We start from the raw sequence: 22,786 nt of genomic DNA, 5'->3' as shown, positions 1-22,786 counted from the left end.
CTCAGACCCCAAGACACCAGCGCATGATGGCCTTTTGAGCATGCAGACGGTTCTCAGCCTCGTCAAAAATGACCGAATGCGGGCCGTCCATCACTTCGGACGTGGCCTCGTCATCACGGTGGGCCGGCAGGCAGTGCATGAAGAGACTGTCCGGTTTCGCTTGTGCCATAAGGTCCGCGTTCACCTGGTAGCCACGCAGTTGGTTATGACGCCGCTCGCGTGCGGATTGTGGATCGTGCATGCTGACCCATGTATCAGTTACGACGAGATCGGCATCTTTCACCGCCGCATGAGGATCGCGCTCGATCGTATAAAGACCATCCAACGCGCGTTCCGGGTCCAAGGGATCTGGTCCGGTAAACGTCAGATCAAACTCGAATTGCTTGGCCGCGTGGGCAAAGCTGGCAAAGACGTTGTTGCCATCGCCAGACCACACGACCTTCTTGCCCTTGATTGGACCACGATGTTCTTCGAAGGTCATGACATCGGCCATGATCTGGCAAGGATGGGTGCGATTGGTCAGCCCATTGATCACGGGAACGCTGGCATACTCCGCCATTTCAAGCAGCGTCGCCTCTTCAAAGGTACGGATCATGATCAGGTCCACATAGCGGCTCAGCACGCGCGCAGTGTCGGCAATGGTCTCTCCGTGGCCAAGCTGCATGTCGCTGCCTGAAAGCACCATGGTCTGCCCACCCATCTGGCGCACGCCGACGTCAAACGACACACGCGTCCGGGTCGAGGGCTTTTCAAAGATCAGGGCGACCATATGGCCAGCCAATGGCTGATCGTCGTCATGGGTGCCTTTGGGGCGCCCGGCACGCGCTGCTTTCATTGCTTGCGCGTTGTCGATGATGTGCCGCAGATCTGTTTGGCTGGTGGTGTGGATGTCCAGGAAATGGGTCATGTCGATGTCTCTTGGATCGAAAGGTTCGAGGGCCAACAGCCCCCCAACCCTCGAGGTTTATTCAAATAAGGAAGGATCAGGCCGCCACCGTCTGTGCGGCTGCATCAAGGCGTTCAACAGCAGCGGCGATTTCGTCATCCGTTATGGTCAAAGGCGGCAAAAGACGGACGGTGTTGTCCGCTGCAGGCACTGTAATGATCTCTTTGTCATAACCGGCAGCAACGACATCCCCGCATGGAACCTTGCACTTGATACCAAGCATAAGCCCCGATCCGCGAACCAGTTCGAACACGTCCGGATGCGCCGCGATCAAGCCTTCGAGCTTTTGGCGCAGAAGACCCGCCTTGCGATTCACATCGTCCAAAAACTTCGGATCCGCGACGATATCCAAAACCGCGCACCCCACGGCGCAACCCAGTGGGTTTCCACCGTAGGTCGATCCATGTGTGCCAGCTGTCATTCCGCTGGCTGCATCTTCGGTGGCAAGTACCGCCCCAAGCGGGAAACCACCACCGATGCCCTTGGCCACCATCATGATGTCAGGCTCAATCCCGGCCCATTCATGGGCAAAGAGTTTACCGGTACGCCCAACACCGCACTGCACCTCGTCGAGGATCAAAAGGATATCCTTTTCGTCACACAGGTCGCGCAGCCCTTTAAGACATTGATCCGGTATGGGGATGATGCCGCCCTCGCCCTGCACGGGTTCGACCATGATGGCGGCGGTCGCTTCGGTGATGGCTGGCGCAATGGCATCGTGATCACCAAAGGCCAGATGCGTGAAACCAGGCAACAGGGGACCAAAACCCTTTGTCATCTTCTCAGACCCGGCAGCCGCGATGCCTGCAGAGGACCGGCCATGAAAGCTGCCCGAGAATGTGATGATGTCCACCTTTTCGGGATGCCCTTTGTCATACCAGTATTTGCGCGCCATCTTGACGGCCAGTTCGCACGCCTCGGTTCCCGAATTGGTGAAGAAAACGGTGTCGGCAAAGGTTGCGTCCACCAACTTGTCTGCCAGCGCCTGCTGTTGTGGGATGTGATACAGGTTGGACGTGTGCCACAGCGTGCCAGCCTGCTCGGTCAAGGCCTGCGTCAGAGCGGGATGAGCGTGACCCAATGCGTTCACGGCGATGCCAGCCCCAAGATCAAGAAAACGTCGGCCATCTGCCTCAATCAGCCAAGTGCCTTCGCCTTTGACGAACGTCAAAGGAGCACGGTTGTAGGTCGGCAGAACGGACGTGATCATGCGGATCATCCTTTTTGGAAGGCCAATACATCAAAGCACGTTGGTGCATGAGGCATGAGGCAGGGTCAACAGATTTGAGGAAAGCGTGCCATCACGGCACATCAAGATCGGGCGCAGGGGTCAGCTGCGTCGCAAGGCTCGTCGGAGGTGTGCGAAATTGATCATGGAGTCCGTCTAGGCCAGTCGCAGCGTATTTGCCAGCAAAAATGCGCTTGCACTTGGGGCGGCGTGGGCGCAGGGACGCGATATGTACAAGCCGAAGGCCGAGAACCCCGTTTTTGCCGCGCTGCTGATAATCGTGGCTTGCGCCTTCATCGCAGCCTCGACCTTGTTCGCAAAAGCACTGGGTACAGGTCAGTTTGGCGCGCCGTTGCATCCGTTCCAGATCAGCTTTGGCAGGTTTCTTTTTGCTTTTTTGGTCCTCGGCACGGCCGCGATGATCCTACGGCCAGAATTGCAGCGCCCCCATCTCGGCTTCCATTTGGCCCGCACAGCAAGTGGTTGGGCAGGTGTTACCCTGATGTTCGCGTCCGTTGCGTACATTCCCTTGGCAGATGCCACCGCAATTTCGTTTCTAAACCCGGTCTTCGGTATGATTTTGGCCATCCCATTGCTGGGCGAGCGGGTGGGTAAGTGGCGTTGGCTGGCCGCCCTGATTGCCTTTGTCGGGGCAATGATCCTGTTGCGTCCGACGCCGGAGAGCTTTCAGCCCGCCGCACTCCTGGCCCTCGGGGCTGCCATGGCGCTGGGACTTGAGCTGAGCTTTATCAAGAAACTGACCGCTCGCGAGGGGCCGTTTTCGATTCTACTGGTCAACAACGCGCTTGGACTTTGCATTGCCGGGGTGGCCGTATCTTTTGTTTGGCAATCCCTCTCCCTGAGCCAGTGGATACTCATGGCTGGGGTCGGATGTGCCATGGCTGCAGCACAAGCATGCTTTGTAAACGCCATGGCAAGGGCCGATGCCAGCTTTGTCGCGCCGTTCAGCTATGCCACCCTGATCTTTGCCGCGGGATACGACATCATCTTCTATCGCGTGATCCCCGATGCAATCACGATCCTCGGCGCTGGTGTTATCATCGCGGGCGCACTGCTTCTGGCCTGGCGGGAAGGGTTGCGTGCCCCACCCAAAGCCTAAGGTCACGTCTTGTAACTTTGGGCTGTGTGACTACTATAGGGCGCTGACACTGAAATGAGACACAAGGCGGCCCCACGTGAGGCCGCTTTTTAAATCGGAAAGCCTGCTGATGTCCTGGACCGACGAACGCGTTGAACTGCTGAAAAAAATGTGGGGCGAGGGCCAATCGGCCAGCCAGATTGCCAAGGAGCTTGGTGGCGTCACCCGCAATGCGGTGATCGGCAAGGTGCATCGCCTCGGCCTGTCGAACCGCGCTGGTGGCGGTGGTAGTGCCAGCACGGCAAAGGCTGAAGCCAAACCGAAACCGGCCCCCAAGGCCAAGGCCGAGCCTAAGGTGCAACCCAAGACGGAACCGGCCGTAAAGCCGGTGTCCGAGACCAAGACAACCCTGCCCGCTCGCAAGCAGATCATTCCGGCAGGCCAGCCCTTGCCACCGCAGCCCTCGGCCAACGAGATCAGCCCGGAAGCTCTGGCAAAGGTCAACGAGGTCGAAAAGAAAGCCAAGAAGATCAGCCTGATGGAACTGACCGAACGGACCTGCAAGTGGCCCGTGGGCGATCCAGCGACGGATAACTTCTGGTTTTGTGGCCTACCGGTGCAACAAGGCAAACCCTACTGCGAAGCACATGTGGGCGTGGCCTTCCAACCGATGTCGTCGCGCCGGGATCGCCGCCGCTGATCCTGCGGTCGCCTAACGGCGGCGCCATGTTCAAGGGAGCTTTGCCCTCGGCCCGCGGCCTCCCACATCGTATTTTCAGTCAGAAGAAGACAGGCTGTTCAAAATCGGGCAATCGGGTCGATTGTCACCTGCACAGGTGTTGACGAGGTGACGCAGCGTATCGCGCATGGCTGACAGGTCAGCGATTTTGGCTTCAATGGCACCGAGGTGTGTCTCAGCAATCTTGCGCACATCGGCGCTGGCCCGATCACGATCTTCCCACAACGCAAGAAGAGAGCGGCAATCCTCAACCGAAAAACCAAGTGCGCGAGCATGTGCCAAAAACGTCAGTTGATGGATGTGCATGTCTGTAAAGCTTCGGTAGCCGTTCGCGCTGCGCCCCGGCGTGATCAACCCTATCTCTTCGTAGTAGCGAATTGTTTTGGGTGGCAGTGACGTGATCTCTGCAGCGTCCGAGATATTCATTCGGCTCCCTCCGTGCGCAAGCGCAATGCATTCGTAACGACAAAAACGGACGACAGCGCCATGGCCAGGGCTGCCAAAGCAGGCGAAAGTTGCGGGCCACCAAAGGGCACAAGAATGCCTGCGGCCACCGGGATCAGGGCTGTGTTGTAGACGAAAGCCCAACCCAGATTCTGCCAGATGTTGCGTAGCGTGGCACGGCTGATGCGCATGGCGCGCAGGACGGCCGCTGGTTGCGGCGACATGAGCACAACATCCGCCGCTTCGATGGCTGCGTCAGTGGCCCCATTTACGGCCAGCCCAACGTCGGCAGCGGCTAGAGCCGGGGCATCGTTGATGCCGTCTCCGACAAAGGCAACGGCGCCTTTGTCGGCGCGCAGTTGGCGGATCGCATCAACCTTTTGATCCGGTTTCACACCGGCGATGACAGTATCGATCTGCAATGCTGCGGCAGTGTATTTTGCTGCGGCAACCGCGTCACCAGATATCATGGCCACCGACCTGCCCTGCGCTTTCAAAGCGGCAATGGCGTCTGCCGCACCGCTTCGTATCGTATCGCGGATGGCCAATGACGCCATGTGCCGCTCATCAATGGACACATGCACAACGGTTGCACCCGTCGCAGCCCAGCCTGCAGCGGTCTCGCTCAACGGTGCATCCGTCGTTACGTTGGCCTGCAACAGCATATCCAGATTGCCAACAACCACGTTGTGCCCTTCGACAGATGCGGATGCTCCTGCCCCCAGAGTCGCCTGGAAGTCGGTGATACGCGTCGGAACTTTCGCAACATGATCAACTATCGCGCGGGCGATTGGATGTTCGGACAGACTTTCGACACCCGCAGCCATCCGCATAACAAACGCCTCATCCACAGCACTAGCCAAGGCGATTTCATGGAGTCGCGGCGTCCCCATGGTCAAAGTCCCTGTCTTGTCAAAGGCTACGACCTGCGCATCCTGCACCCGCTGCAACGCATCGCCCTTGTGGAACAGGACGCCCAACTCTGCCGCCCGCCCCGTGCCCACCATCACGGACATGGGCGTTGCCAAGCCCATTGCGCAGGGACACGCAATGATCAGCACCGAAACGGCCGAAACCACGGCAGGGGCCAATCCGGCAAGAGCCCACCAGATCACAAATGTCCCAAATGCCACTGCAAGGACCGCGGGCACGAACCGCGCCGTGATCCGATTGACCAGTGCCTCAACCGGCAAACGCGCGGCCTGTGCTTCCTGCGTCAGGGCCGTAATGCGAGCCAGCACTGTATCCTCGCCCACATGTGTGGCGCGCAGCGCGATGGTGCCTGTGGTTGTCAGCGTCCCGCCGGTGACCACGTCGCCCTCTTGCCTGAGGACCGGCACAGGTTCACCCGTCAACATGCTTTCATCAACGTGGCTGTACCCATCGACCACGATGCCATCCACCGGGATCCGCCCACCGGAACGCACACGCAGCACATCGCCGGTATGTACAGCTGTCAGCGGCACAGTCTCTGTCTCACCGTCATCTGTCAGCCGCTCGGCTGTGTCCGGGCGCAACCCCAGCAAACGCCGGACGGCGTCACCGGTGCGCCCCTTCGCGCGCGCCTCAAGCCAGCGCCCCATGAGGATCAATGTGACAATCACTGCGGCAGCTTCGAAATAGACGCCTGCAGGTGGCAAGATGCCGGGGGCAAGGACGGAAAAAGCTGAAAATGCGAACGCCGCCCCTGCCCCGAGTGCCACCAAGGCATCCATGTCCGGGCGTGCCTTGAAAAGGTTTGGAATACCGCGACGGAAGAACCCCGCCCCGGGCCCTGCCAATACGACGGCAGTCAGGACAAGTTGAAACAGATGACTGTTGGCGGTGCCGATCGTGCGGGCCACCCAGTGATGCAAAGGCGGATACATGTGACCGCCCATCTCGATAACAAACACGGGCAATGTCAGCGCGGCGGCAAGCAGGAAGCGGCGGAAAATGCGCTGGGTTTCGTCTGCCTCTTGCGCACTGGCGTTGGATGCCTCCGCTGGATAGCCTGCATCCTTCAAAGCGGTTCGCAGATCTGTGTCAGACCCGAGCATGTCAACAACAAGGGTACGGGTTGGCAAACGTGCCTCGGCCTTGATGACACCCGGCGTGGCGCGCGCCGCCGCCTCGATCCGCCCAACGCAGGATGCGCAGGACATGGACGGGATGTTCAAGACGATCTGCCGGACGGCAGGCGGATAACCGGCGTCATCCAATGCCTGCACCGCGTTGGCCATATCGACCCCCGCGACACGTGCGCTGTGATCTGCAAGGTTCACCCTTACGTCATGCGCACCCGGCAATGCCGCCAAGGCCGTTTCGGCCCGTCCCACGCAAGATGCGCAGCGCAGTCCCTGCAACTGAAAGGTCAATGTTTGATCAGCCATGCATTGCACATAGGGCTTCCAGTGACTGGAAGGTCAAGTCCCTGATGAAACAAACCCAGCGCAGGTGTGAGTTGTGCGTCAGCAACGACCATGACAGGAAGACGCGGTGTAAAAACGTGAAAGACCAGCGATGCAAGACTTGCCCCCGCCCCCGACACCACCGCGCGCCGCAGATGTTCTGGCGGCGCGGCTTTTTGATGCGGGGTGCCGTTTCGCCTTTGGTATGCCGGGCGGCGAGGTCCTGACCATCGTGGACGCTCTGGAGCGGGCCGGTATTCGCTTCATCTTGTGCAAACACGAGAACGCCGCGGCTTTCATGGCCGAAGGGGCATGGCACCGCACCGGCGCACCGGGCATTCTAGTCGCTACGGTCGGTCCTGGCGCATTGAATGGCGTGAATGCGGTGGCCAATGCGCATCAAGACCGCGTGCCGCTGATTGTGCTCGCTGGTTGTGTTGATGCGGATGAGGCGCAGACCTACACGCACCAGGTGCTGGATCAGACGCAAGTGTTCCGTCCGATCACGAAGGCAACCTTCACTCTCAACACTGGTGCAACGCACGTCATTGCAGACAAGGCCGTGGGCATCGCGCTGGAGGGTCGACCCGGCCCCGTTCACATCGATGTGCCAATCACTGTTGCAGTCACCCCTGTACGTCCGGAGCTTCCGATACGCAGGTCGTGTGCCGAACCGGTTGTACCGGCGGCACAAACACTTGCCGACATGCGGGCCGCCCTGGCCAACGCAGAACGCCCCATTCTGATTGCTGGCGTCGATGCGTTGAACCAAGGTTTCGACACGCGGCGCCAAGGCATGTCAGACACGCTGCGTCACTTTGTCGAAACCTACAACGTACCCGTCATCACCACGTACAAAGCCAAAGGGCTGCTACCCGAAGATCACCCACTGGCTTTGGGGGGTGCGGGACTGTCGCCCAAGGCAGACAAGATTCTGCTGCCACTCGTCCAGCGCGCCGATCTGATCATCGGTCTGGGCTATGACCCGATCGAAATGCGCACCGGTTGGCGTGATTTCTATTTCCCCGGCATCCAGACCATGATCGACATCACGGCTGAACCGAACCATCACTACATGCACCAAGCCACAACCAATGTGATCGGCGATTGCGCCGCCACCCTGACGGCGATGGCTGAGGGCGTAACGCCGCGCGCCACATGGGCAGATGGAGAAGCCTCCGCTGCTAAAGCCAAGTTGTCCAAGGCCTTCCCGCGTGACGACGATTGGGGACCGGCGGCGGTGATAGACACATGTCGTGCCGAACTGCCCCGCGATGCGCTTGCCACGGCAGACAGCGGAGCGCATCGCATTCTGCTCAGCCAGATGTGGGAATGCTACGAGGCACGCGGGCTCATGCAATCCTCTGCGCTCTGCACCATGGGCTGTGCAATTCCCCTTGCGATGGGTGCCCAGGTGGCTGATCCCGCGCGCACGGTTGTCAGCTTTTCGGGCGACGCCGGATTCCTCATGGTTGCCGGGGAACTATCGACAGCGGCCGAACTGGGTCTCAAGACCATCTTTGTCGTCTTCGTCGATGCTTCTCTGGCTCTGATCGAACTGAAACAGCGGCAACGACAACTCACCAATGCAGGCGTCGACTTTGCCAAACATGATTTCGCTGCGATGGCGCGCGCCTTTGGCGGCGCAGGCCATACGGTCACGTCACGGACCGAGTTGAAAGACGCACTTGCCGCCGCGCAATCCGCCGATACCTTCACCGTGATTGCCGCTGTGATTGATCGGGGAGCATATGATGGCCGCATCTGATACACCGGGCGCGCTGGATGGCCTGTTCGTTCTGGACCTGTCGCGTATTCTTGCCGGGCCAACTGCGACGCAAATGTTGGGCGACCTTGGTGCCACAGTGATCAAGATTGAGAACCCGAAGACCGGCGGTGACGACACACGAGGATGGGGCCCCAACTACGCCCGCGACCAAGATGGACAACCCACTGATCTATCTGCCTATTTCATGTCCGCAAACCGCAATAAGCAATCGGTGGCCGTCGATCTTTCGACCGAAGAGGGTCAGGATGTTGTTCGCCAGCTCGCCGCGCGCGCCGATGTGGTGATCGAGAATTACAAGCCCGGGGGGTTGGCAAAATACGGCCTTGATCGCGACACCCTCCTGGGCGCCCATCCGGGACTTGTCTATTGTTCGATCTCCGGGTTCGGGCAAACCGGCCCAAACCGCGACAAACCCGGCTACGACCTGATGGCACAGGGCTATGGCGGGATCATGTCACTGACCGGCGATCCAGAAGGCACACCAACCAAGGTCGGTGTCGGCATCGCCGACGTCATGTGCGGCATGTATGCCACCATCGGTATTCTGGCCGCACTGCGGCACCGGGATCAAACCGGCGAAGGGCAGCACATAGACCTCAGCCTTGTGGACGCGCAGATGGCGTGGCTGATCAATGAAGGATGCAACTACCTCGTGTCGGGTCAAGTGCCGGAACGGCGCGGCAATGCGCACCCGAACATCGTTCCCTACGATGCGTTTGCGACATCAGACGGACATGTACTGGTAGCCGTTGGAAACGACGCGCAATTTGTACGTTTCTGCGATGCCATAGGCGCGCTCGAACTGGGCAGCGACCCACGCTATAAAACCAACCTTGACCGTATCGAAAACCGGGTAACGCTGACTGCGTCGCTCACCCCGATTTTATCCGGGATGACAAAAGACGACCTGCTGGCGAAAATGCATGCTGTCAAAGTTCCCGGCGGGCCGATCCACGATGTCGCCGAAGCGCTGAACTCTGATCAGGCCGAGGCGCGCGGTACGGTGGTGCAGGTCGACAGCAGTGATGTGAAAGACGGACACGTACGTCTTTTGGCGAATCCGCTCAAGTTTTCGGCCACGCCCGTGACTTACAGACGCCCCCCGCCGCGGTTCGGGCAGGACACAGAGGCCGTACTTGCAACATTAAAGCCCCGAAATTCGCAACAAAATACCGACTAGCCCAAGCGCTTTGGCCGGTTTTTGCCTGATTTTCGCAGATGTGCTGACATTTTGCTCACGGAACCGCACATGCTGCTTCACGGTTACGTGTTTCCTATGCTCATAGCATACCATTCCTGCCTAGATGTTTTACACCCAATCAAGAACGCATTCGGTAAAAGGTCACGCACCCATGATGCACGATATTTGTCAGGCGCCCGTCAGCCTTGAAGACCCCGCTCTCGTTGAAGAGTGGAACGGCTTGATCCGCGCCTTCCTTGCGCATGGCACTGCAACCCCCACACATCTGGGGGCGGTCCTGTCTGGCGCGCCCCAGTTTGCAATGGGATACGCCGCAAAAGGTCTCTTTTCCCTGATGATGGGGCGAAAGGAGTTGTGGGATGTTGCCCATCAGGCCGGCAAGGATGCGGTGGCTGCATTGGCTGTTGCCGGAGGCTCCACACGCGAACGGCTGTGGGTTCGCGCTCTGGGCGAATGGCTGGATGGTCGCCCTTCGGGCGCGATAGCCGCAATGGAGCGTGTTCTGGCCGATCATCCCACCGACACCCTGTCAGCCAAGGTAAGCCACGCCATCCGTTTCATTCTGGGCGACGGTGTCGGCATGCGCACCTCAATCGAGAACGTGCTGGATGCCCACAAGGATCACCCGCTCGAAGGGTACTTGCACGGCTGTCATGCCTTCACTCTCGAAGAAACCGGTGACTATCACGCGGCAGAAGCCGCCGGCCTCAAGGGGCTAGAACTGGCAACGGACGACGCTTGGGGTCTGCACGCCGTAGCCCACGTTTACGACATGACCGCCCGTCCTGACGCGGGCATTTCCCTCATCGAAAACAATGTCCCAGCATGGGACCACTGTAACAACTTCCGCTACCATGTGTGGTGGCACAAAGCGCTGTTGCACCTCGACCGGGGCGAGAACGATATCGTACTCGCGCTCTATGATCAGCAGATCCGAGTGGAGAAGACAGACGACTACCGTGACATCGCCAACGCCACATCCTTGCTGATGCGGCTTGAGCTGGAAGGAACCCAAGTTGGCGATCGCTGGACCGAGCTGGCGGATTTCGCACAACACCGCACGGATGATGGATGCCTCGTCTTTGCCGACCTGCACTACCAGCTGGCCCTTTGTGCCGCTGGGCGTGAGGACGCTCAGGCTGCAATGACCGCGCGCTTTGCCGTCGATGCAGCACGTCAGGGTGAGATGCCGGCACGTGTAGCTGATCCGGGCAAGGCGGCGCTTTCGGGCCTGAATGCCTTTGCCGAAGGGCGTTACGACACTGCATTCCAAGACCTCGCAGCAGCCCGCCCATCGATGCAGAGCATCGGTGGCAGCCACGCCCAGCGCGACGTGTTCGAACGGATGACGATCGATGCCGGCCTGCGGTCAGGCATGTATGACGCGACCGAAGCCTTGCTCGAAGATCGCATTGCACGTCGGGCAGGCGCAGTCGACCGGTTTGCCGCAACCCGGCTCGCCTCGATCCAGGACGCGCGGCGCATTCCCGCTCAATAATGTGCGGGGATAGCACCCATTTGTGAGGTAAAGTAGACAGCTGCCATGACTTTCGCCGACCCGACCACCACTGCAGCGCCTTCCGCTGCCGCCGTGCCAGCCAATCCGGTGCGGGTGCGTGATATCCGTCTGGATTTCTTCCGCGGGTTGGCAATGTTCATTATCCTGTTTGCACATACGCCGGGCAACTTCCTGACCTCATGGATCCCTGCACGTTGGGGTTTTTCGGACGCGACCGAAATCTTCGTCTTCTGCTCAGGCATGGCATCCGCCATTGCCTTTGGCTCCACGTTCCAGAGGGCTGGCTTTGCCCTTGGGACAGCCCGCGTTGGCTACCGTATCTGGCAGGTTTACTGGGCGCATGTCGGCCTGTTCTTTGCCACCACAGCCCTGTTGGCCTTTGTCACGGATCTTGAAATTACAACCCGCAACTACTGGGGCCAATTGAACTTGTGGATGCTGTTTGTCGAAGGCGAGCATTGGCAGAACCCGGACATGCTGTTCCGTTTCATGACGTTGCAGTGGGTACCAAACCTTTTTGACATCTTGCCGATGTACATGGTGATCCTTGCCATGATGCCCATCGTGATCTTTCTGGCGCGAGTGCATCTGGGGCTTGTCGCGGCATTCTGCGGCATCCTGTGGATACTTGGCCAACGCAAATTCATGGAGGCGATGGGCCTGCCATATCTGAATTTCACTGCTGAACCATGGATCGGAAATGACGATTGGCAGCGGCGTTGGTTCCTTAACCCGTTTGGCTGGCAGCTTGTTTTCTTTACCGGCTTTGCCTTCATGCGCGGCTGGTTACCGAAACCGCCCGTCAACAAGGTGCTGATCGGTATCGCCGCCTTTATCGTACTGGCAAACATCCCTTTCTCGAACATCGGCATTCGCGAACTGGGCTTTGACTGGGCCCGTGACTGGCGCGCCGACAACCGCCAGTGGATCTCCAAATCCGACTTTGGCCTGCTGCGTTACGTGCAATTCCTGGCGCTCGCTTACCTTGCCTGGGTTCTGGCAGGCGACAAGGGCCACCGCCTGCGGGTCTCGACGACCAGCGCGTTGGCCCGTGCATGGGAAAAGGTGCTGACGGTCATCCTGAAGGTGGGTCAGCAATCCCTAGCGGTTTTCGTCGTGTCTATCTTCGTTGCACGGTTCAACGGCTTTGCGATGGACGTTCTGGGCCGCGACACAGGCACCGTGCTGGCAGTCAATGCATTCGGGTGCGGCATGCTGGTCCTGACGGCCTATTTGGCAGGCTGGTTCAAGTCCGTTCCCTGGAAACCAAAGGCGAGCCGCTGATGCTGCGCCGCGAATTCCTCGCTTCCCTTGCAGCGCTTGCCGCAGCCCCCAATGCGTCTTGGGCGCAGGATGAACCCGGTTTGCCATTGGGCGATGCCGTGTCCTTCAACCCGTCAAACGTCATCGACATGGCCCGGGACAAGGCCAGCCGCGCCTATGAACCGCGCCCGATGATCCCTGAAGCGTGGCAGAACCTTACCTACGATCAGTATCGTAAGATTTGGTTCGACAGCCGCAATGGCCTGTGGGAAGGCAGCGATGCACCACAACGGGTCGACGTGTTTCCGCCGGGACTCTACTTTCCACAAGCCATCCGCACATATGTGGTCAAAGGCGATCAGGCCCGTCCGATCAAGTTCGACATGGGCGTCTTCGACACGACCGACAAATTCCCTGACGTTCCGATTGACGACACCTTAGGCTATTCTGGTCTGCGTTTGCGGGCAGAGCTGCGCCAGCCCGGCATCCATGAGGAATACGCCGTTTTTCAAGGTGCCAGCTATTTTCGTGGCATCGGCACCGGGGATATTTACGGCCTGTCGGCCCGGGGCCTTGCCCTCAAGACCGGCGATCCGATGGGCGAGGAATTCCCCGACTTCACACATTTCTGGCTGGAGCGCCCCGCAACTGGAGCGGCGCAAATCGTCGTTCATGCGTTGCTGGACAGCCCGTCCTGCACCGGGGCCTACCGGTTCGAGATCATGCCCGGCCAACCGCTTGTGATGGAGGTTGAAGCGGAAATCTTTGCCCGCGCTACTCTCACGCATGTGGGCATCGCACCTCTGACATCGATGTTCATGTTCGATGACATGAACACCCAACGCTTCGATGATTTTCGGCCGGCAGTGCACGACAATGACGGGCTCATGATCCACAATGGTGGCGGTGAGGTGATCTGGCGTCCTTTGGCCAACCCACGCACCCTGCAAATCAGTGCTTTTGGCGACAACAATCCACGGGGTTTCGGCCTGATGCAAAGGGCGCGTAAATTCAGTGACTTTAATGACCTGGAGGCTTTGTATCATCGCCGCCCTGGTCTTTGGGTTACACCGGGTGAGGGTTGGGGACGCGGAAGTGTGGCGCTGATCGAAATCCCGACAGACAAGGAAGTCTACGACAACATTGTTGCGTATTGGCGGCCCTCAGCTGACATTGAGGCTGGTACATCCCGTCGCATGACCTATCGCTTGGATTGGGGCGCGGACCCGGCACCGAAAGCTGCCATGCCACTGCGCGTTTTGAATACGGCTGCGGGCGGCCGCCCCGAAGGCGGGCGCATCTTCACAATTGACTTCGAAGACGCGCCCCATGTTCCCAAGGACCTGTCAAAAGTGGACCGACTTGTCCGCTCCAGCGCGGGTGATGTGACCGAAGGTATTATCCAACGCAATCCCGAAACCGGCGGGCCGCGCCTTGCATTCACCTTCATGGCAGGTGACGCACAGTGGGCCGAATTCCGTGCGCAATTGCGGCTGGACGGGCAAGCTCTTAGCGAAGTGTGGCTCTATCGATGGACCATATGATACACACAGCAATGCCTACCCGCGCGCCGCTCGATATGCCGGCGCAGGATTTTGCATGCGCGCCTGCGAACTCGGATGCAGGCACAGGCAAACAGGACCCGATTTGGCGCATGGCGGTGTTCATCCCGGCTCTGACAATCACAGGCCTAGTGCTTTGGGGGCTCTACGGCCTGTTCAAGATGTCTGGCATGACGGGCTTCGAGTATGTGCTTTTGGCTCTCATCGGCCTCACGTTCGTCTGGGTCACCATCGCCGTCTCGACCGTCGGTGTCGGGTTGGCTGGTAGACTTGATCCAAACCGCAAACCCGAACCTTCGGACCCGTTGGACGTGGCCCTTCTGGTGCCCGTTTACAATGAAACACCGTGGGACGTATTCGGTAACGCAGCCGCAATGCTGACTGACTTGGCCCGCCAAAAGGGCGGTCATCGGTACAGTCTCTTCATCCTGAGTGACACGACGGACGACCTCATCGCGTGGCAGGAATGGCAAGCTTTCGAAGCTTTGCGGAGCAGCGCGCCGTTTCCAGTCCATTATCGCCGCCGCGCACAGAATACGGATAAAAAGGTTGGCAACCTCGTCGACTGGATCACGGGATGGGGCGCTTCTTATGAAGCCATGCTGGTTCTGGATGCCGACAGCCTGATGACCGGCCGCGCCATTGATCGACTGGCCAGCGAGCTGGCTGCAGACCCAAAGGCCGGTCTGATCCAAAGCTTTCCACAGCTGATCGGCGCCAACACCCTGTTTGCAAGAATGCAGCAGTTTTCCAATGTTGCGTATGGTTGGTTGTTGGCCGAAGGGCTTGCGCATTGGTCCCGGACCGAGGGTAACTATTGGGGTCACAACGCAATCATCCGCACACGCGCCTTCGCTTCCTCCGCCGGACTGCCACATCTGCAGAGTATGACAGGACGTACCAACATGATCCTGTCTCATGATTTTGTCGAGGCATCGCTCCTGCGGCGTTCTGGCTGGCGCGTGCGTTTCCTGCCCCGTATCTCGGGCAGTTTCGAAGAAACCCCCGGAACACTGATCGACTACGTGATCCGTGACCGGCGCTGGTGCCGAGGCAACCTGCAACACTTGCGCCTGCTGACCACACGTGGCCTGCACCCGGTCAGCCGCTTCCATCTGTTTCAGGGGGCAGCTGCCTACTTGATGTCGCCCGCGTGGTTCGTTCTTCTCGTGTTCTGGGCGCTTCTGGGCCGCGATGCAGAGACCAACGTGATCTCGTACTTCAACGAGGCGAACCCTCTTTTTCCCAACTGGCCACCGGCCATGACACATATCGACAGCGCCATCTTCTTGGTGGTCATGTACGCTATGCTGCTGACGCCCAAGATCACCTCTGCCCTGATTATCGCCGCCAACGGCAAGGCGGTTCGGCTCTTTGGTGGTCGTAGCGTATTTGCAGGTGCGGTGGTGACAGAACTCGCGCTGTCTGTTGCCTATGCGCCAATCATGATGATCCAGCAAACCAAGGCCGTGATCGGAGGGGTGATGGGCCGCGGCGGATGGGCACCACAAAGCCGTACCGCACAGGCGTATCCGATGACGACCTTGATCAAGTTCCATTGGATTGAAACCCTGATCGGCGCCCTTCTTTTCCTTGGGTTAGGTACGGGACTGGTGTCCTGGTGGCTAATCCCGATTGCCGCCAGCCTGGCCTTTTCTGTCCCGCTGTCTGGCCTTAGCGCATATCCTTTGGCCCATATCCGGCCACCGAGCCTACGGCTCGACAATCCTCTGACGCTTCGTGAGCCTGCCATCGTCGGCAACGCCCGTACCGCACGCGCCGAAATGCGCGCGCGGATTGAAGCGTCGGAAATCGCAGCCGAGTAGCAGTCTACGCGAGAAAGACAACGCGCGCAGTCGAGCGGTGTTGAGGCAAAGCAATGGACACCGCCAAGCGATGTCTTGTTGCGCGAAGGAATACGGGTCCGGGACCAGCCGGTAGATCGTTTCGAAGCAGAAACGGCAGCCGTCTGTTAGATTTGCGAAAACGCCCTTGCGTAGAGAGGGCGATACAATTGTTGAGCAGCACAGCGCGTCCGAAAACAACCGTTCGGAAAAAGTCTACTCGGGCTGCCATGTCACGGTCGGTAAGCCGCGCTTCAACCAACCAGGCCCTGCACCCGATCCCAGCATTCCCTCCGGCACATCGATGATCGTTGTAAATCCGGCTGTTGTCAGACGCTCGGTCAAACGACGGGAACGCACGCCGCGGGCGCAGATCAAAGCAACAGGCACATCCCTACGCCCATCCGTATGAATCAGAAGCGCTTCGGTAAAATCCTTCCGACGCATGTCCAATGGAACAGCCCCCTCACCCACACCGGTCCGCTCCCATTCGTCAGGACGGCGAATGTCGATCAACAGGATCGCACCGTTCACCGCCGAAGCATGAGCGTCCGGGGTGCTCAGCGTTCCTTCTACCCCTGCCTCGGCCGAGATGTTGTACCAGCGGGATGCAAAAACCGCGCCGCCAACGATGGCCACTCCGGCGGCAAGACCAAAGCCCCGGCGCGTCATCCGCGCCGGGGCCTTTGCCCGATCAGTTCGGGAATGTTCTGTCGGGCGATCCGTCATATCAGGTGTTTGGAGCTTCGCTTGTGAATTTCGGAATGGTGCTTTCCGATGCTGCATCACCCTCGAGGCTGACCCAGTTGCTTTCCGAAACGGTGATGTTGCCTGGAATGTCTTCTTCCCAAAAGCCCACAACAACGTCTGTGATGTTCAGATACAGCTTGTCATCGACGATGCGCCACAGGTTGGGGTTGGCGGGCACTTTCCCCCCCTTGGCAACACCGTAGGCACAGTGACCGTCATATTGAGGGGCATAGCGCGCGGGATCAGCAGCAAACTTGTCGCGGTTTTCCTCGGTTGAGAACGCAAAGGTCGCACCATTGTATTCCGCGGTGATGTCGGCATTGCCGGGAACACCTGGTGTTTGGGTTTGACCGACTGGCTTCATCTCAAGGTCAAAATAAGCCACCACATCATAACCAGAGACGGCAAACCCCGTCTCATCAATATACTGGTCGCCGGCGAACGCGGCAGTTGCGAAAGTCAAGGCACTTGCAGCAGCCGCAACGGCCAACGTGAATCGATTCATCATTTGTGATCATCCTCTGTCAAACTGAGCTCTCCGCGCGTCATTGCGGTGGATAATCAGTCATTAGGGGTCCGCGGTCCAGCATTTCAGCCTGCCTCGCGCTGATGTGAGATGACGTCGGATTCCGTGAATACCGGATGCTCTTAACGCAGGCGCGGCGGGCGGTCCGGGTCCATGCCCGGAGCGGCAGGCTCAGGCGACCGTACGGGTGCAGGTTGCGGCAAATCAAAGCGCAAACCAACACGTGCAAGACGCTGAGTCACAGGATCATTGGCCTCAAAAAATCCAACATCCATCGCTCCTGCATCGATCCCGGAAAAGGTCAAAGCCTCGGACGCGGCTCTGGTCAAGGCGCCCTCAGCGCCCGGCGCCGCCCCGACAAAAGCCAGCATGTGACTGCGCACACCATCCGTATCCGTCGTACCGACCAGATATGCAATCTGTGCCAATCCCGTTGCCGTGGCCAATTTGGTATCCACAGCCGAGATCAGCATTTCCGGCAAACCTGTTGGAGCGGATACTTCAGCCAGCCGTGCCTCAACTTCGTCCGGACCATTGCCGAGTGTCCGCGCAAGCCATTGCACTCCATCCGCATCCAGCAGAAAAGACGACTGGGCCACGTCAAGGTTCAACCCCAACCCCAACCCCTGTTCCGCAAGCAAACCTGCGATTATCCGACCGGACAGTGCGGCATATGGTGCCTCAGCACCAACAAACAGAGCCAACCGGTCCTCGCGATCAAAGACAAGAACAAGCGGACCAGAACCGGGGTCGAAGACTTGCGGCGTGATCTGCTCCCCTTGCGCCTCTGCTTCGAGCAGAAGGAACAGCTCCGCATCCCCCAAGCGCTCAAAGAACCGCAACCGCTTTGCATCATCCTCGGGCGTAGCCAGCATGGCGGCATGCGCCTGATCGAGAACCGTTTCTGTCACGCCAACACCTCTTTTACACGCGCCTGTAGCACAGGCAGCACGTCCGCCTCGAACCACGGGTTTTTCTTCAACCACGCGGTATTGCGCCAAGACGGATGAGGCAAGGGAAAGGCCCGAGGCGCGAAGTCGCGCCAAGCAGCCACGGTTTCACGCACCGACATCTTCGTCCCCAGATGCCAGGATTGGGCATATCCGCCAATCAAAAGAACCAATGGAACCTCGCCCATATGATCCATGACATCACTTCGCCACGTTTTGGCACAGATCTTGGGCGGCGGTCGGTCCGATCCCTTTGCGTCGTAACCGGGAAAGCAAAACGCCATCGGTACAATGGCCAATTTGTTTCGGTCGTAAAATGTGGCCTCGTCCATACCAAGCCAATCGCGCAGCCGGTCTCCGGAAGGGTCGGTGAAGGGCCGTCCGCTTTCGTGTACACGCGCGCCGGGCGCCTGACCCGCCACGAGGATCCGTGCGCCGGGCTTGAACCAAACGACGGGACGCGGGCTGTGCCCTGTTTCGGTCGCAGCAAATCGATCCGCACAAAGCGTGCAAGCACGAATGTCTTCAGGCAATCCCATAAAAAAACACCTATGCGACAACAATGGGTTAGGCAATCAATTCGATACTCTTCGAAATAAACCTTGCGTGACTCCAACATTTCTATAATTCTAGAAATATGAAAATAGAATCTCATCACTCGCTTGATCTGACACGCGCCGCCGCAGCCTTTGCCGCACTTGGATCAGAACAACGCCTGTCGGTTCTGCGAACGCTGGTACGGGCCGGGCCCGAAGGGCTGAGCATCGGGGCATTGGGTGACCGCACGGGCGTCACAGGCTCAACCTTGACCCATCACGTCAAAATCCTTGCCAGTGCGGGTCTTGTGACACAAGCCCGACAAGGCCGTTCGATCATCTGCGCCGCCGTCGCCTTTGACGAGGTGCAAGACCTGTCGAACTTCCTCCTTACAGAATGCTGCGCAGACAGCCCCAACTCGGATCATGATCATGGCTGACACCACTACACCGGTACCTGCTCAACGGCGCAAGTTCCTTGATGGCGCATGGATTGCATCGATCGCGGTTCTTGTGGTTCTGGCTGTTCTGGACATAGCGCAGCTTTGGCCGACGATCACCTTTGCCGCGAATGCGTTGCTACACACAGCCCCGTTCATCGCCTTTGCAGTCTGCGCAGTTGCCTATCTAAAAGCCACGGGCGCGGAAAACCTGCTGGCAAAGGCGTTTGAGGGGAACCCCGCACGCATGATCGTCATGGCAGCACTGCTGGGCGGCTTGTCACCCTTTTGTTCCTGCGAAGTCATCCCGTTTATCGCTGCACTGCTTGCAGTAGGTGCACCGCTTGGCGCGGTTATGGCTTTCTGGCTGGCGTCTCCGCTGATGGACCCGGCCATGTTCGCAATCACCACTGGCGCAATCAGCTTCGAATTCGCCTTGGCAAAGACAATTGCGGCGGTCGCGCTTGGTATGTTCGGCGGGTTTGGAACGCTGATGCTGTCGGGCACACCGGTCTTTACAAATCCGCTACGTGAGAAGCCGTCGGTGGGCGGGTGCTGTGGCGTGAAACAGCCCTTCTCATCACAGCCGATCTGGCGGTTCTGGACCGAACGCAACCGCCTCGACATCTTCCGTAGCACGGCTTTGGACAATGCGATTTTCCTGCTCAAATGGCTGACGCTCGCCTACGTGATCGAGGCAGTCATGGTGCACTATATGCCCGCCGATCTGATTGCATCGGTTCTGGGCGATGGTGGCATCGGCACGGTGATCCTTGGTGCGCTTGTGGGCATGCCTGCCTATCTGAATGGTTACGCGGCCGCGCCGCTGGTGGCAGAACTGATGGATCAGGGTATGGCTGCAGGAGCAGCTATGTCATTCATGCTGGCCGGTGGCGTCAGTTGCATCCCCGCCGCAATAGCCGTTTGGGCGCTCGTCAAACCACGCGTCTTTGCTGCTTACCTGAGTTTCGCACTGGCGGGGTCTGTCATCGCCGGCATGGCTTGGCAAATTCTGAGCTGAGGCATACTCAGAGTACGAACAAACAGCACACGGGCATATCAAAGACCCGTGTACATTCCCCCAAACTGTCCATTCCGTCGCGACAATACCCCGTGAAACCTATACATTTAACAGGACTTTGGACATAATATCGCCTAAGTCGGTGATTAGACCGTTAAGACGCCTCTGGTAAGGAGGGCCCTGGTCTCCCACGTTAATGCGCGGGGACAAAGCAGACACCGCGGAGCAACGGGGATGCTGGAATTCGAAAATGTATCCAAGTCCTTCTGGACGGGCACACAGCGCAAGGTGATCCTTGATCGTGTATCCTTCCGGGTGGAATTGGGCCATTCGTTTGGCGTGCTGGCCCCCAATGGCACCGGCAAGACGACCCTGATCAACATGATGGCAGGGCTCGAGAAGCCAGATGAGGGCGAAATCCGCCGCAGCTGCAACATCTCCTTTCCTCTTGGGTTCATGGGCGGGGTGCTGCCCAAGATCTCTGCACTCGAAAACTCACGTTACATTGCACGGCTCTATGGGCTTGATCCCGACTATGTGGAAAGCTTCTGTCGCTGGCTCTGTAACCTGGGTGAGTATTTCGACCAGCCCTTGGGTACGTATTCATCGGGCATGCGGGCGCGGTTTTCATTCGCGCTTATGTTGGCTCTTGACTTTGACATCTACCTGATCGACGAGGGCATGCCCTCGTCAACAGACGTTGAATTTAATCGCAAAGCAGGCGAGGTACTGCAGGAACGGCTGCGTACCACAACAATCATCATCGTGTCGCATCAGGCGCAAACGCTTGAGAAATTTGCGCGCTCAGCCGCAGTTTTGCTGGACGGCAAACTGCACATGTTTGACACGCTGGAAGAGGCAAAACGGCTTTATGACTACGAAACCCAAAGCTAGGAAGTTCCGGATCAAGCGCACAGCGCCCGCGCTTGGCAGTGCGGCGCCTGCGTCCGAGCGCGATACCCCTCCCGAAAAGCCAGCGCCTGAGGCCAAGCCGCGTGAGCAAACTCAAAAACCTTCCGCCCAAAGCGGAGAAGTCGCGTCGAACCAACAGGTGCAAAGCGAAAATACCATTGATGCGATACGCCAGGAGGGGCTGACCGGTCGGCAACTACGCATGGCGCGACGGGTGGCGCAGAAGCATGGGCTGGCACCCACATCCGACTTTGATGCCGTTCGCCTGCTGCGCGCCAAGGGAATTGATCCATTCCAACGCGCGAACATGCTGGAGCTTGTTGTGCCGCAGGCGGGGGCCGAACAACATGAAGGCGGCGCGCCGGATGCCTTCGCAAGCCTGCCTGCAAGTGCCGGAGGTGCTGGGCGCGCGCAACTGCCACAAACCGTGCCTGTGAAACAGCAGCAACTGCCGTCAACAGAGCTTAGCCCCGCAGACCGCAGATCTCAGGAAATCCAGAACATCCAGCGCGACATTGCACGGCGTCGTCGCAAGAAGATGGGCCTTTTGCTGGTCCGGCTGGCCTTTTTCGTGATCCTGCCCACCTTCCTTGCCGGCTACTATTTTTATACAATCGCCACGCCGATGTACGCGACCAAGTCCGAGTTCCTGATTATTCAGAACGAAGGATCGGGCGGCGCCGGACCCCTTGGCGGCCTTCTGCCTACACAATTCGCCACCAACGCCGACAGCATTGCCGTGCAAGGCTTTTTGCAGTCCAAGGATGCGATGCTGCGGCTCGACCGCGATGTCGGCTTCAAGACGCATTTCACACAGAACTGGATCGACCCAATCCAGCGGCTGAGTGACAATCCCACCAATGAAGAAGCCTACAAAACCTATAAGAAAAACGTCAAAATCGGCTATGATCCGACAGAGGGCATGATCCGGATGGAAGTGGCCGCCGCTGATCCACTGGTATCGGCCGAGTTCTCAAGCCAGTTGATCGACTACGCGGAACAGCGCGTAAACAACCTGTCCGCACAAAAGCGCGATGACCAGATGCGCGACGCCCGCCAAGGGTTTGAACGAGCAGAGTCGGAGCGCCGCACAGCGCAAGAAAACCTTGTCCGATTGCAGATCGAGGGCTCCACCCTCGACCCGGAGGGCGTGATCGCTTCCCTGCGCACGCAGATCGGCCAACTCGAAACACAAATCATCGAAAAAGAGATCGAGCTGGCCAGCTTGCTGAACAACGCGCGGCCCAACCAGAGTCGTGTGGACGGCGCACGCGGCACGCTTGAAATCCTCAAGGACCAACTTGCGGCTCTCAACAACAAGATGACCGACGTGAGCCAAGGCGAAAACTCACTGGCGGAGCTTGCCGCACGCATCCAGATCGCCCAGGCCGACCTTGCCTCACGCGACTTGATGCTGCAATCGGCTCTGCAACAGATGGAACAGGCGCGGGTCGAAGCAACCCGTCAGGTGCGCTATCTTACAGTTGCTGTGGAACCCATCGCGCCCGAGGAACCGACCTATCCCCGCGCATTCGAAAACACGATCTTGGCATTCCTCGTCTTTGCAGGCATCTATCTGATGATCTCGCTCACCGCGTCGATCCTGAGAGAACAGGTGACAAGCTAG

The 22,786-nt window shown here is 58.8% G+C and carries 20 protein-coding genes; 12 read left to right on the top strand and 8 right to left on the bottom strand.

Annotation, left to right across the window (positions count from 1 at the left end; all coding sequences use genetic code 11):
* Position 1: 1 nt before the first annotated feature.
* The gene (gene argF / locus Q1A51_RS22025; protein ID WP_299602826.1) at positions 2-907 is read right to left on the bottom strand and encodes an ornithine carbamoyltransferase; all 906 of its coding nucleotides are present in this window, start codon (positions 905-907) and stop codon (positions 2-4) included.
* A 76-nt stretch (positions 908-983) separates the two neighbouring features.
* Positions 984-2,156, bottom strand: a complete 1,173-nt coding sequence (locus Q1A51_RS22020; RefSeq protein WP_299602482.1) for an aspartate aminotransferase family protein — start codon at positions 2,154-2,156, stop codon at positions 984-986.
* Positions 2,157-2,403: 247 nt separating this feature from the next.
* Here Q1A51_RS22020 and Q1A51_RS22015 point away from each other — a divergent pair, with 247 nt between their 5' ends.
* Together Q1A51_RS22015 and Q1A51_RS22010 are read left to right on the top strand one after the other, a co-directional pair.
* Positions 2,404-3,294, top strand: a complete 891-nt coding sequence (locus Q1A51_RS22015; RefSeq protein ID WP_299602479.1) for a DMT family transporter — start codon at positions 2,404-2,406, stop codon at positions 3,292-3,294.
* A gap of 109 nt (positions 3,295-3,403) precedes the next feature.
* On the top strand, positions 3,404-3,973 hold the full coding sequence (locus Q1A51_RS22010) for a GcrA family cell cycle regulator (RefSeq protein WP_299205904.1): 570 nt from the start codon (positions 3,404-3,406) through the stop codon (positions 3,971-3,973).
* A 75-nt stretch (positions 3,974-4,048) separates the two neighbouring features.
* Here the strand turns inward: Q1A51_RS22010 and cueR are convergent, their stop codons facing one another.
* Together cueR and Q1A51_RS22000 are read right to left on the bottom strand one after the other, a co-directional pair.
* A complete protein-coding gene (gene cueR / locus Q1A51_RS22005; RefSeq protein ID WP_299602475.1) occupies positions 4,049-4,438 on the bottom strand; it encodes a Cu(I)-responsive transcriptional regulator in 390 nt (129 codons plus the stop codon).
* A complete protein-coding gene (locus Q1A51_RS22000; protein ID WP_299602472.1) occupies positions 4,435-6,828 on the bottom strand; it encodes a heavy metal translocating P-type ATPase in 2,394 nt (797 codons plus the stop codon). The genes cueR and Q1A51_RS22000 overlap by 4 nt, the downstream gene beginning before the upstream one ends.
* Before the next feature lie 130 nt (positions 6,829-6,958).
* Here Q1A51_RS22000 and Q1A51_RS21995 point away from each other — a divergent pair, with 130 nt between their 5' ends.
* The 6 genes from Q1A51_RS21995 (at position 6,959) to mdoH (ending at position 16,006) form a co-directional block, all read left to right on the top strand.
* On the top strand, positions 6,959-8,614 hold the full coding sequence (locus Q1A51_RS21995; protein WP_299602470.1) for a thiamine pyrophosphate-binding protein: 1,656 nt from the start codon (positions 6,959-6,961) through the stop codon (positions 8,612-8,614).
* A complete protein-coding gene (locus tag Q1A51_RS21990) occupies positions 8,601-9,815 on the top strand; it encodes a CoA transferase (RefSeq protein WP_299671521.1) in 1,215 nt (404 codons plus the stop codon). Before Q1A51_RS21995 ends, Q1A51_RS21990 begins: the two co-directional genes overlap by 14 nt.
* 172 nt (positions 9,816-9,987) lie before the next feature.
* Entirely contained in the window at positions 9,988-11,334 is a 1,347-nt protein-coding gene (locus tag Q1A51_RS21985) for a tetratricopeptide repeat protein (protein ID WP_299602466.1), read from the top strand.
* 45 nt (positions 11,335-11,379) lie between these two features.
* A complete protein-coding gene (locus Q1A51_RS21980) occupies positions 11,380-12,639 on the top strand; it encodes an OpgC family protein (RefSeq protein WP_299602464.1) in 1,260 nt (419 codons plus the stop codon).
* Positions 12,639-14,162: a glucan biosynthesis protein G gene (locus tag Q1A51_RS21975; RefSeq protein ID WP_299602460.1), complete on the top strand. Its 1,524-nt coding sequence runs from the start codon at positions 12,639-12,641 to the stop codon at positions 14,160-14,162. Before Q1A51_RS21980 ends, Q1A51_RS21975 begins: the two co-directional genes overlap by 1 nt.
* 11 nt (positions 14,163-14,173) lie before the next feature.
* Positions 14,174-16,006, top strand: coding sequence for a glucans biosynthesis glucosyltransferase MdoH (gene mdoH / locus Q1A51_RS21970; protein ID WP_299602457.1), 1,833 nt, complete (start codon positions 14,174-14,176; stop codon positions 16,004-16,006).
* Positions 16,007-16,240: 234 nt separating this feature from the next.
* On the opposite strand, the gene Q1A51_RS21965 is transcribed toward mdoH, so the two are convergent.
* From Q1A51_RS21965 to Q1A51_RS21950, 4 genes are all read right to left on the bottom strand, one after another.
* Complete coding sequence (locus tag Q1A51_RS21965) at positions 16,241-16,753, bottom strand: rhodanese-like domain-containing protein (protein WP_299602454.1); 513 nt, start codon at positions 16,751-16,753, stop codon at positions 16,241-16,243.
* A 1-nt stretch (position 16,754) separates the two neighbouring features.
* Positions 16,755-17,279: a YHS domain-containing (seleno)protein gene (locus tag Q1A51_RS21960; protein ID WP_299602823.1), complete on the bottom strand. Its 525-nt coding sequence runs from the start codon at positions 17,277-17,279 to the stop codon at positions 16,755-16,757.
* Positions 17,280-17,422: 143 nt separating this feature from the next.
* Entirely contained in the window at positions 17,423-18,211 is a 789-nt protein-coding gene (locus Q1A51_RS21955) for an SseB family protein (RefSeq protein WP_299602451.1), read from the bottom strand.
* Entirely contained in the window at positions 18,208-18,789 is a 582-nt protein-coding gene (locus Q1A51_RS21950; protein WP_299602448.1) for a uracil-DNA glycosylase family protein, read from the bottom strand. Before Q1A51_RS21950 ends, Q1A51_RS21955 begins: the two co-directional genes overlap by 4 nt.
* 98 nt (positions 18,790-18,887) lie before the next feature.
* Between Q1A51_RS21950 and Q1A51_RS21945 the strand changes: the two genes are divergently transcribed.
* The 4 genes from Q1A51_RS21945 to Q1A51_RS21930 all read left to right on the top strand — a co-directional run bounded on the left by Q1A51_RS21945 (position 18,888) and on the right by Q1A51_RS21930 (position 22,786).
* Positions 18,888-19,226, top strand: coding sequence for a helix-turn-helix transcriptional regulator (locus Q1A51_RS21945; RefSeq protein WP_299205190.1), 339 nt, complete (start codon positions 18,888-18,890; stop codon positions 19,224-19,226).
* The gene (locus tag Q1A51_RS21940; protein WP_299602445.1) at positions 19,219-20,247 is read left to right on the top strand and encodes a permease; all 1,029 of its coding nucleotides are present in this window, start codon (positions 19,219-19,221) and stop codon (positions 20,245-20,247) included. The genes Q1A51_RS21945 and Q1A51_RS21940 overlap by 8 nt, the downstream gene beginning before the upstream one ends.
* Positions 20,248-20,481: 234 nt before the next feature.
* Positions 20,482-21,141: an ATP-binding cassette domain-containing protein gene (locus Q1A51_RS21935; RefSeq protein WP_299205196.1), complete on the top strand. Its 660-nt coding sequence runs from the start codon at positions 20,482-20,484 to the stop codon at positions 21,139-21,141.
* Positions 21,119-22,786 (top strand): capsule biosynthesis protein, encoded by a 1,668-nt coding sequence (locus Q1A51_RS21930; RefSeq protein ID WP_299602441.1) that lies wholly within the window; start codon positions 21,119-21,121, stop codon positions 22,784-22,786. The genes Q1A51_RS21935 and Q1A51_RS21930 overlap by 23 nt, the downstream gene beginning before the upstream one ends.

The organism is uncultured Tateyamaria sp. (genome assembly GCF_947496075.1).
Classification (GTDB): Bacteria; Pseudomonadota; Alphaproteobacteria; order Rhodobacterales; family Rhodobacteraceae; genus Tateyamaria.
Note: the sequence above shows the minus strand (reverse complement) of the source record. Positions and strands in the feature narration are given on the sequence as shown.

Bases quoted from the DNA above. Each gene is read 5' to 3' on its own strand.
- argF (WP_299602826.1), bottom strand. From the start codon at position 907: ATGACCCATTTCCTGGACATCCACACCACCAGCCAAACAGATCTGCGG.
- Q1A51_RS22020 (WP_299602482.1), bottom strand. From the start codon at position 2,156: ATGATCACGTCCGTTCTGCCGACCTACAACCGTGCTCCTTTGACGTTC.
- Q1A51_RS22015 (WP_299602479.1), top strand. From the start codon at position 2,404: ATGTACAAGCCGAAGGCCGAGAACCCCGTTTTTGCCGCGCTGCTGATA.
- Q1A51_RS22010 (WP_299205904.1), top strand. From the start codon at position 3,404: ATGTCCTGGACCGACGAACGCGTTGAACTGCTGAAAAAAATGTGGGGC.
- cueR (WP_299602475.1), bottom strand. From the start codon at position 4,438: ATGAATATCTCGGACGCTGCAGAGATCACGTCACTGCCACCCAAAACA.
- Q1A51_RS22000 (WP_299602472.1), bottom strand. From the start codon at position 6,828: ATGGCTGATCAAACATTGACCTTTCAGTTGCAGGGACTGCGCTGCGCA.
- Q1A51_RS21995 (WP_299602470.1), top strand. From the start codon at position 6,959: ATGCAAGACTTGCCCCCGCCCCCGACACCACCGCGCGCCGCAGATGTT.
- Q1A51_RS21990 (WP_299671521.1), top strand. From the start codon at position 8,601: ATGGCCGCATCTGATACACCGGGCGCGCTGGATGGCCTGTTCGTTCTG.
- Q1A51_RS21985 (WP_299602466.1), top strand. From the start codon at position 9,988: ATGATGCACGATATTTGTCAGGCGCCCGTCAGCCTTGAAGACCCCGCT.
- Q1A51_RS21980 (WP_299602464.1), top strand. From the start codon at position 11,380: ATGACTTTCGCCGACCCGACCACCACTGCAGCGCCTTCCGCTGCCGCC.
- Q1A51_RS21975 (WP_299602460.1), top strand. From the start codon at position 12,639: ATGCTGCGCCGCGAATTCCTCGCTTCCCTTGCAGCGCTTGCCGCAGCC.
- mdoH (WP_299602457.1), top strand. From the start codon at position 14,174: ATGCCTACCCGCGCGCCGCTCGATATGCCGGCGCAGGATTTTGCATGC.
- Q1A51_RS21965 (WP_299602454.1), bottom strand. From the start codon at position 16,753: ATGACGGATCGCCCGACAGAACATTCCCGAACTGATCGGGCAAAGGCC.
- Q1A51_RS21960 (WP_299602823.1), bottom strand. From the start codon at position 17,279: ATGAATCGATTCACGTTGGCCGTTGCGGCTGCTGCAAGTGCCTTGACT.
- Q1A51_RS21950 (WP_299602448.1), bottom strand. From the start codon at position 18,789: ATGGGATTGCCTGAAGACATTCGTGCTTGCACGCTTTGTGCGGATCGA.
- Q1A51_RS21945 (WP_299205190.1), top strand. From the start codon at position 18,888: ATGAAAATAGAATCTCATCACTCGCTTGATCTGACACGCGCCGCCGCA.
- Q1A51_RS21940 (WP_299602445.1), top strand. From the start codon at position 19,219: ATGGCTGACACCACTACACCGGTACCTGCTCAACGGCGCAAGTTCCTT.
- Q1A51_RS21935 (WP_299205196.1), top strand. From the start codon at position 20,482: ATGCTGGAATTCGAAAATGTATCCAAGTCCTTCTGGACGGGCACACAG.
- Q1A51_RS21930 (WP_299602441.1), top strand. From the start codon at position 21,119: ATGACTACGAAACCCAAAGCTAGGAAGTTCCGGATCAAGCGCACAGCG.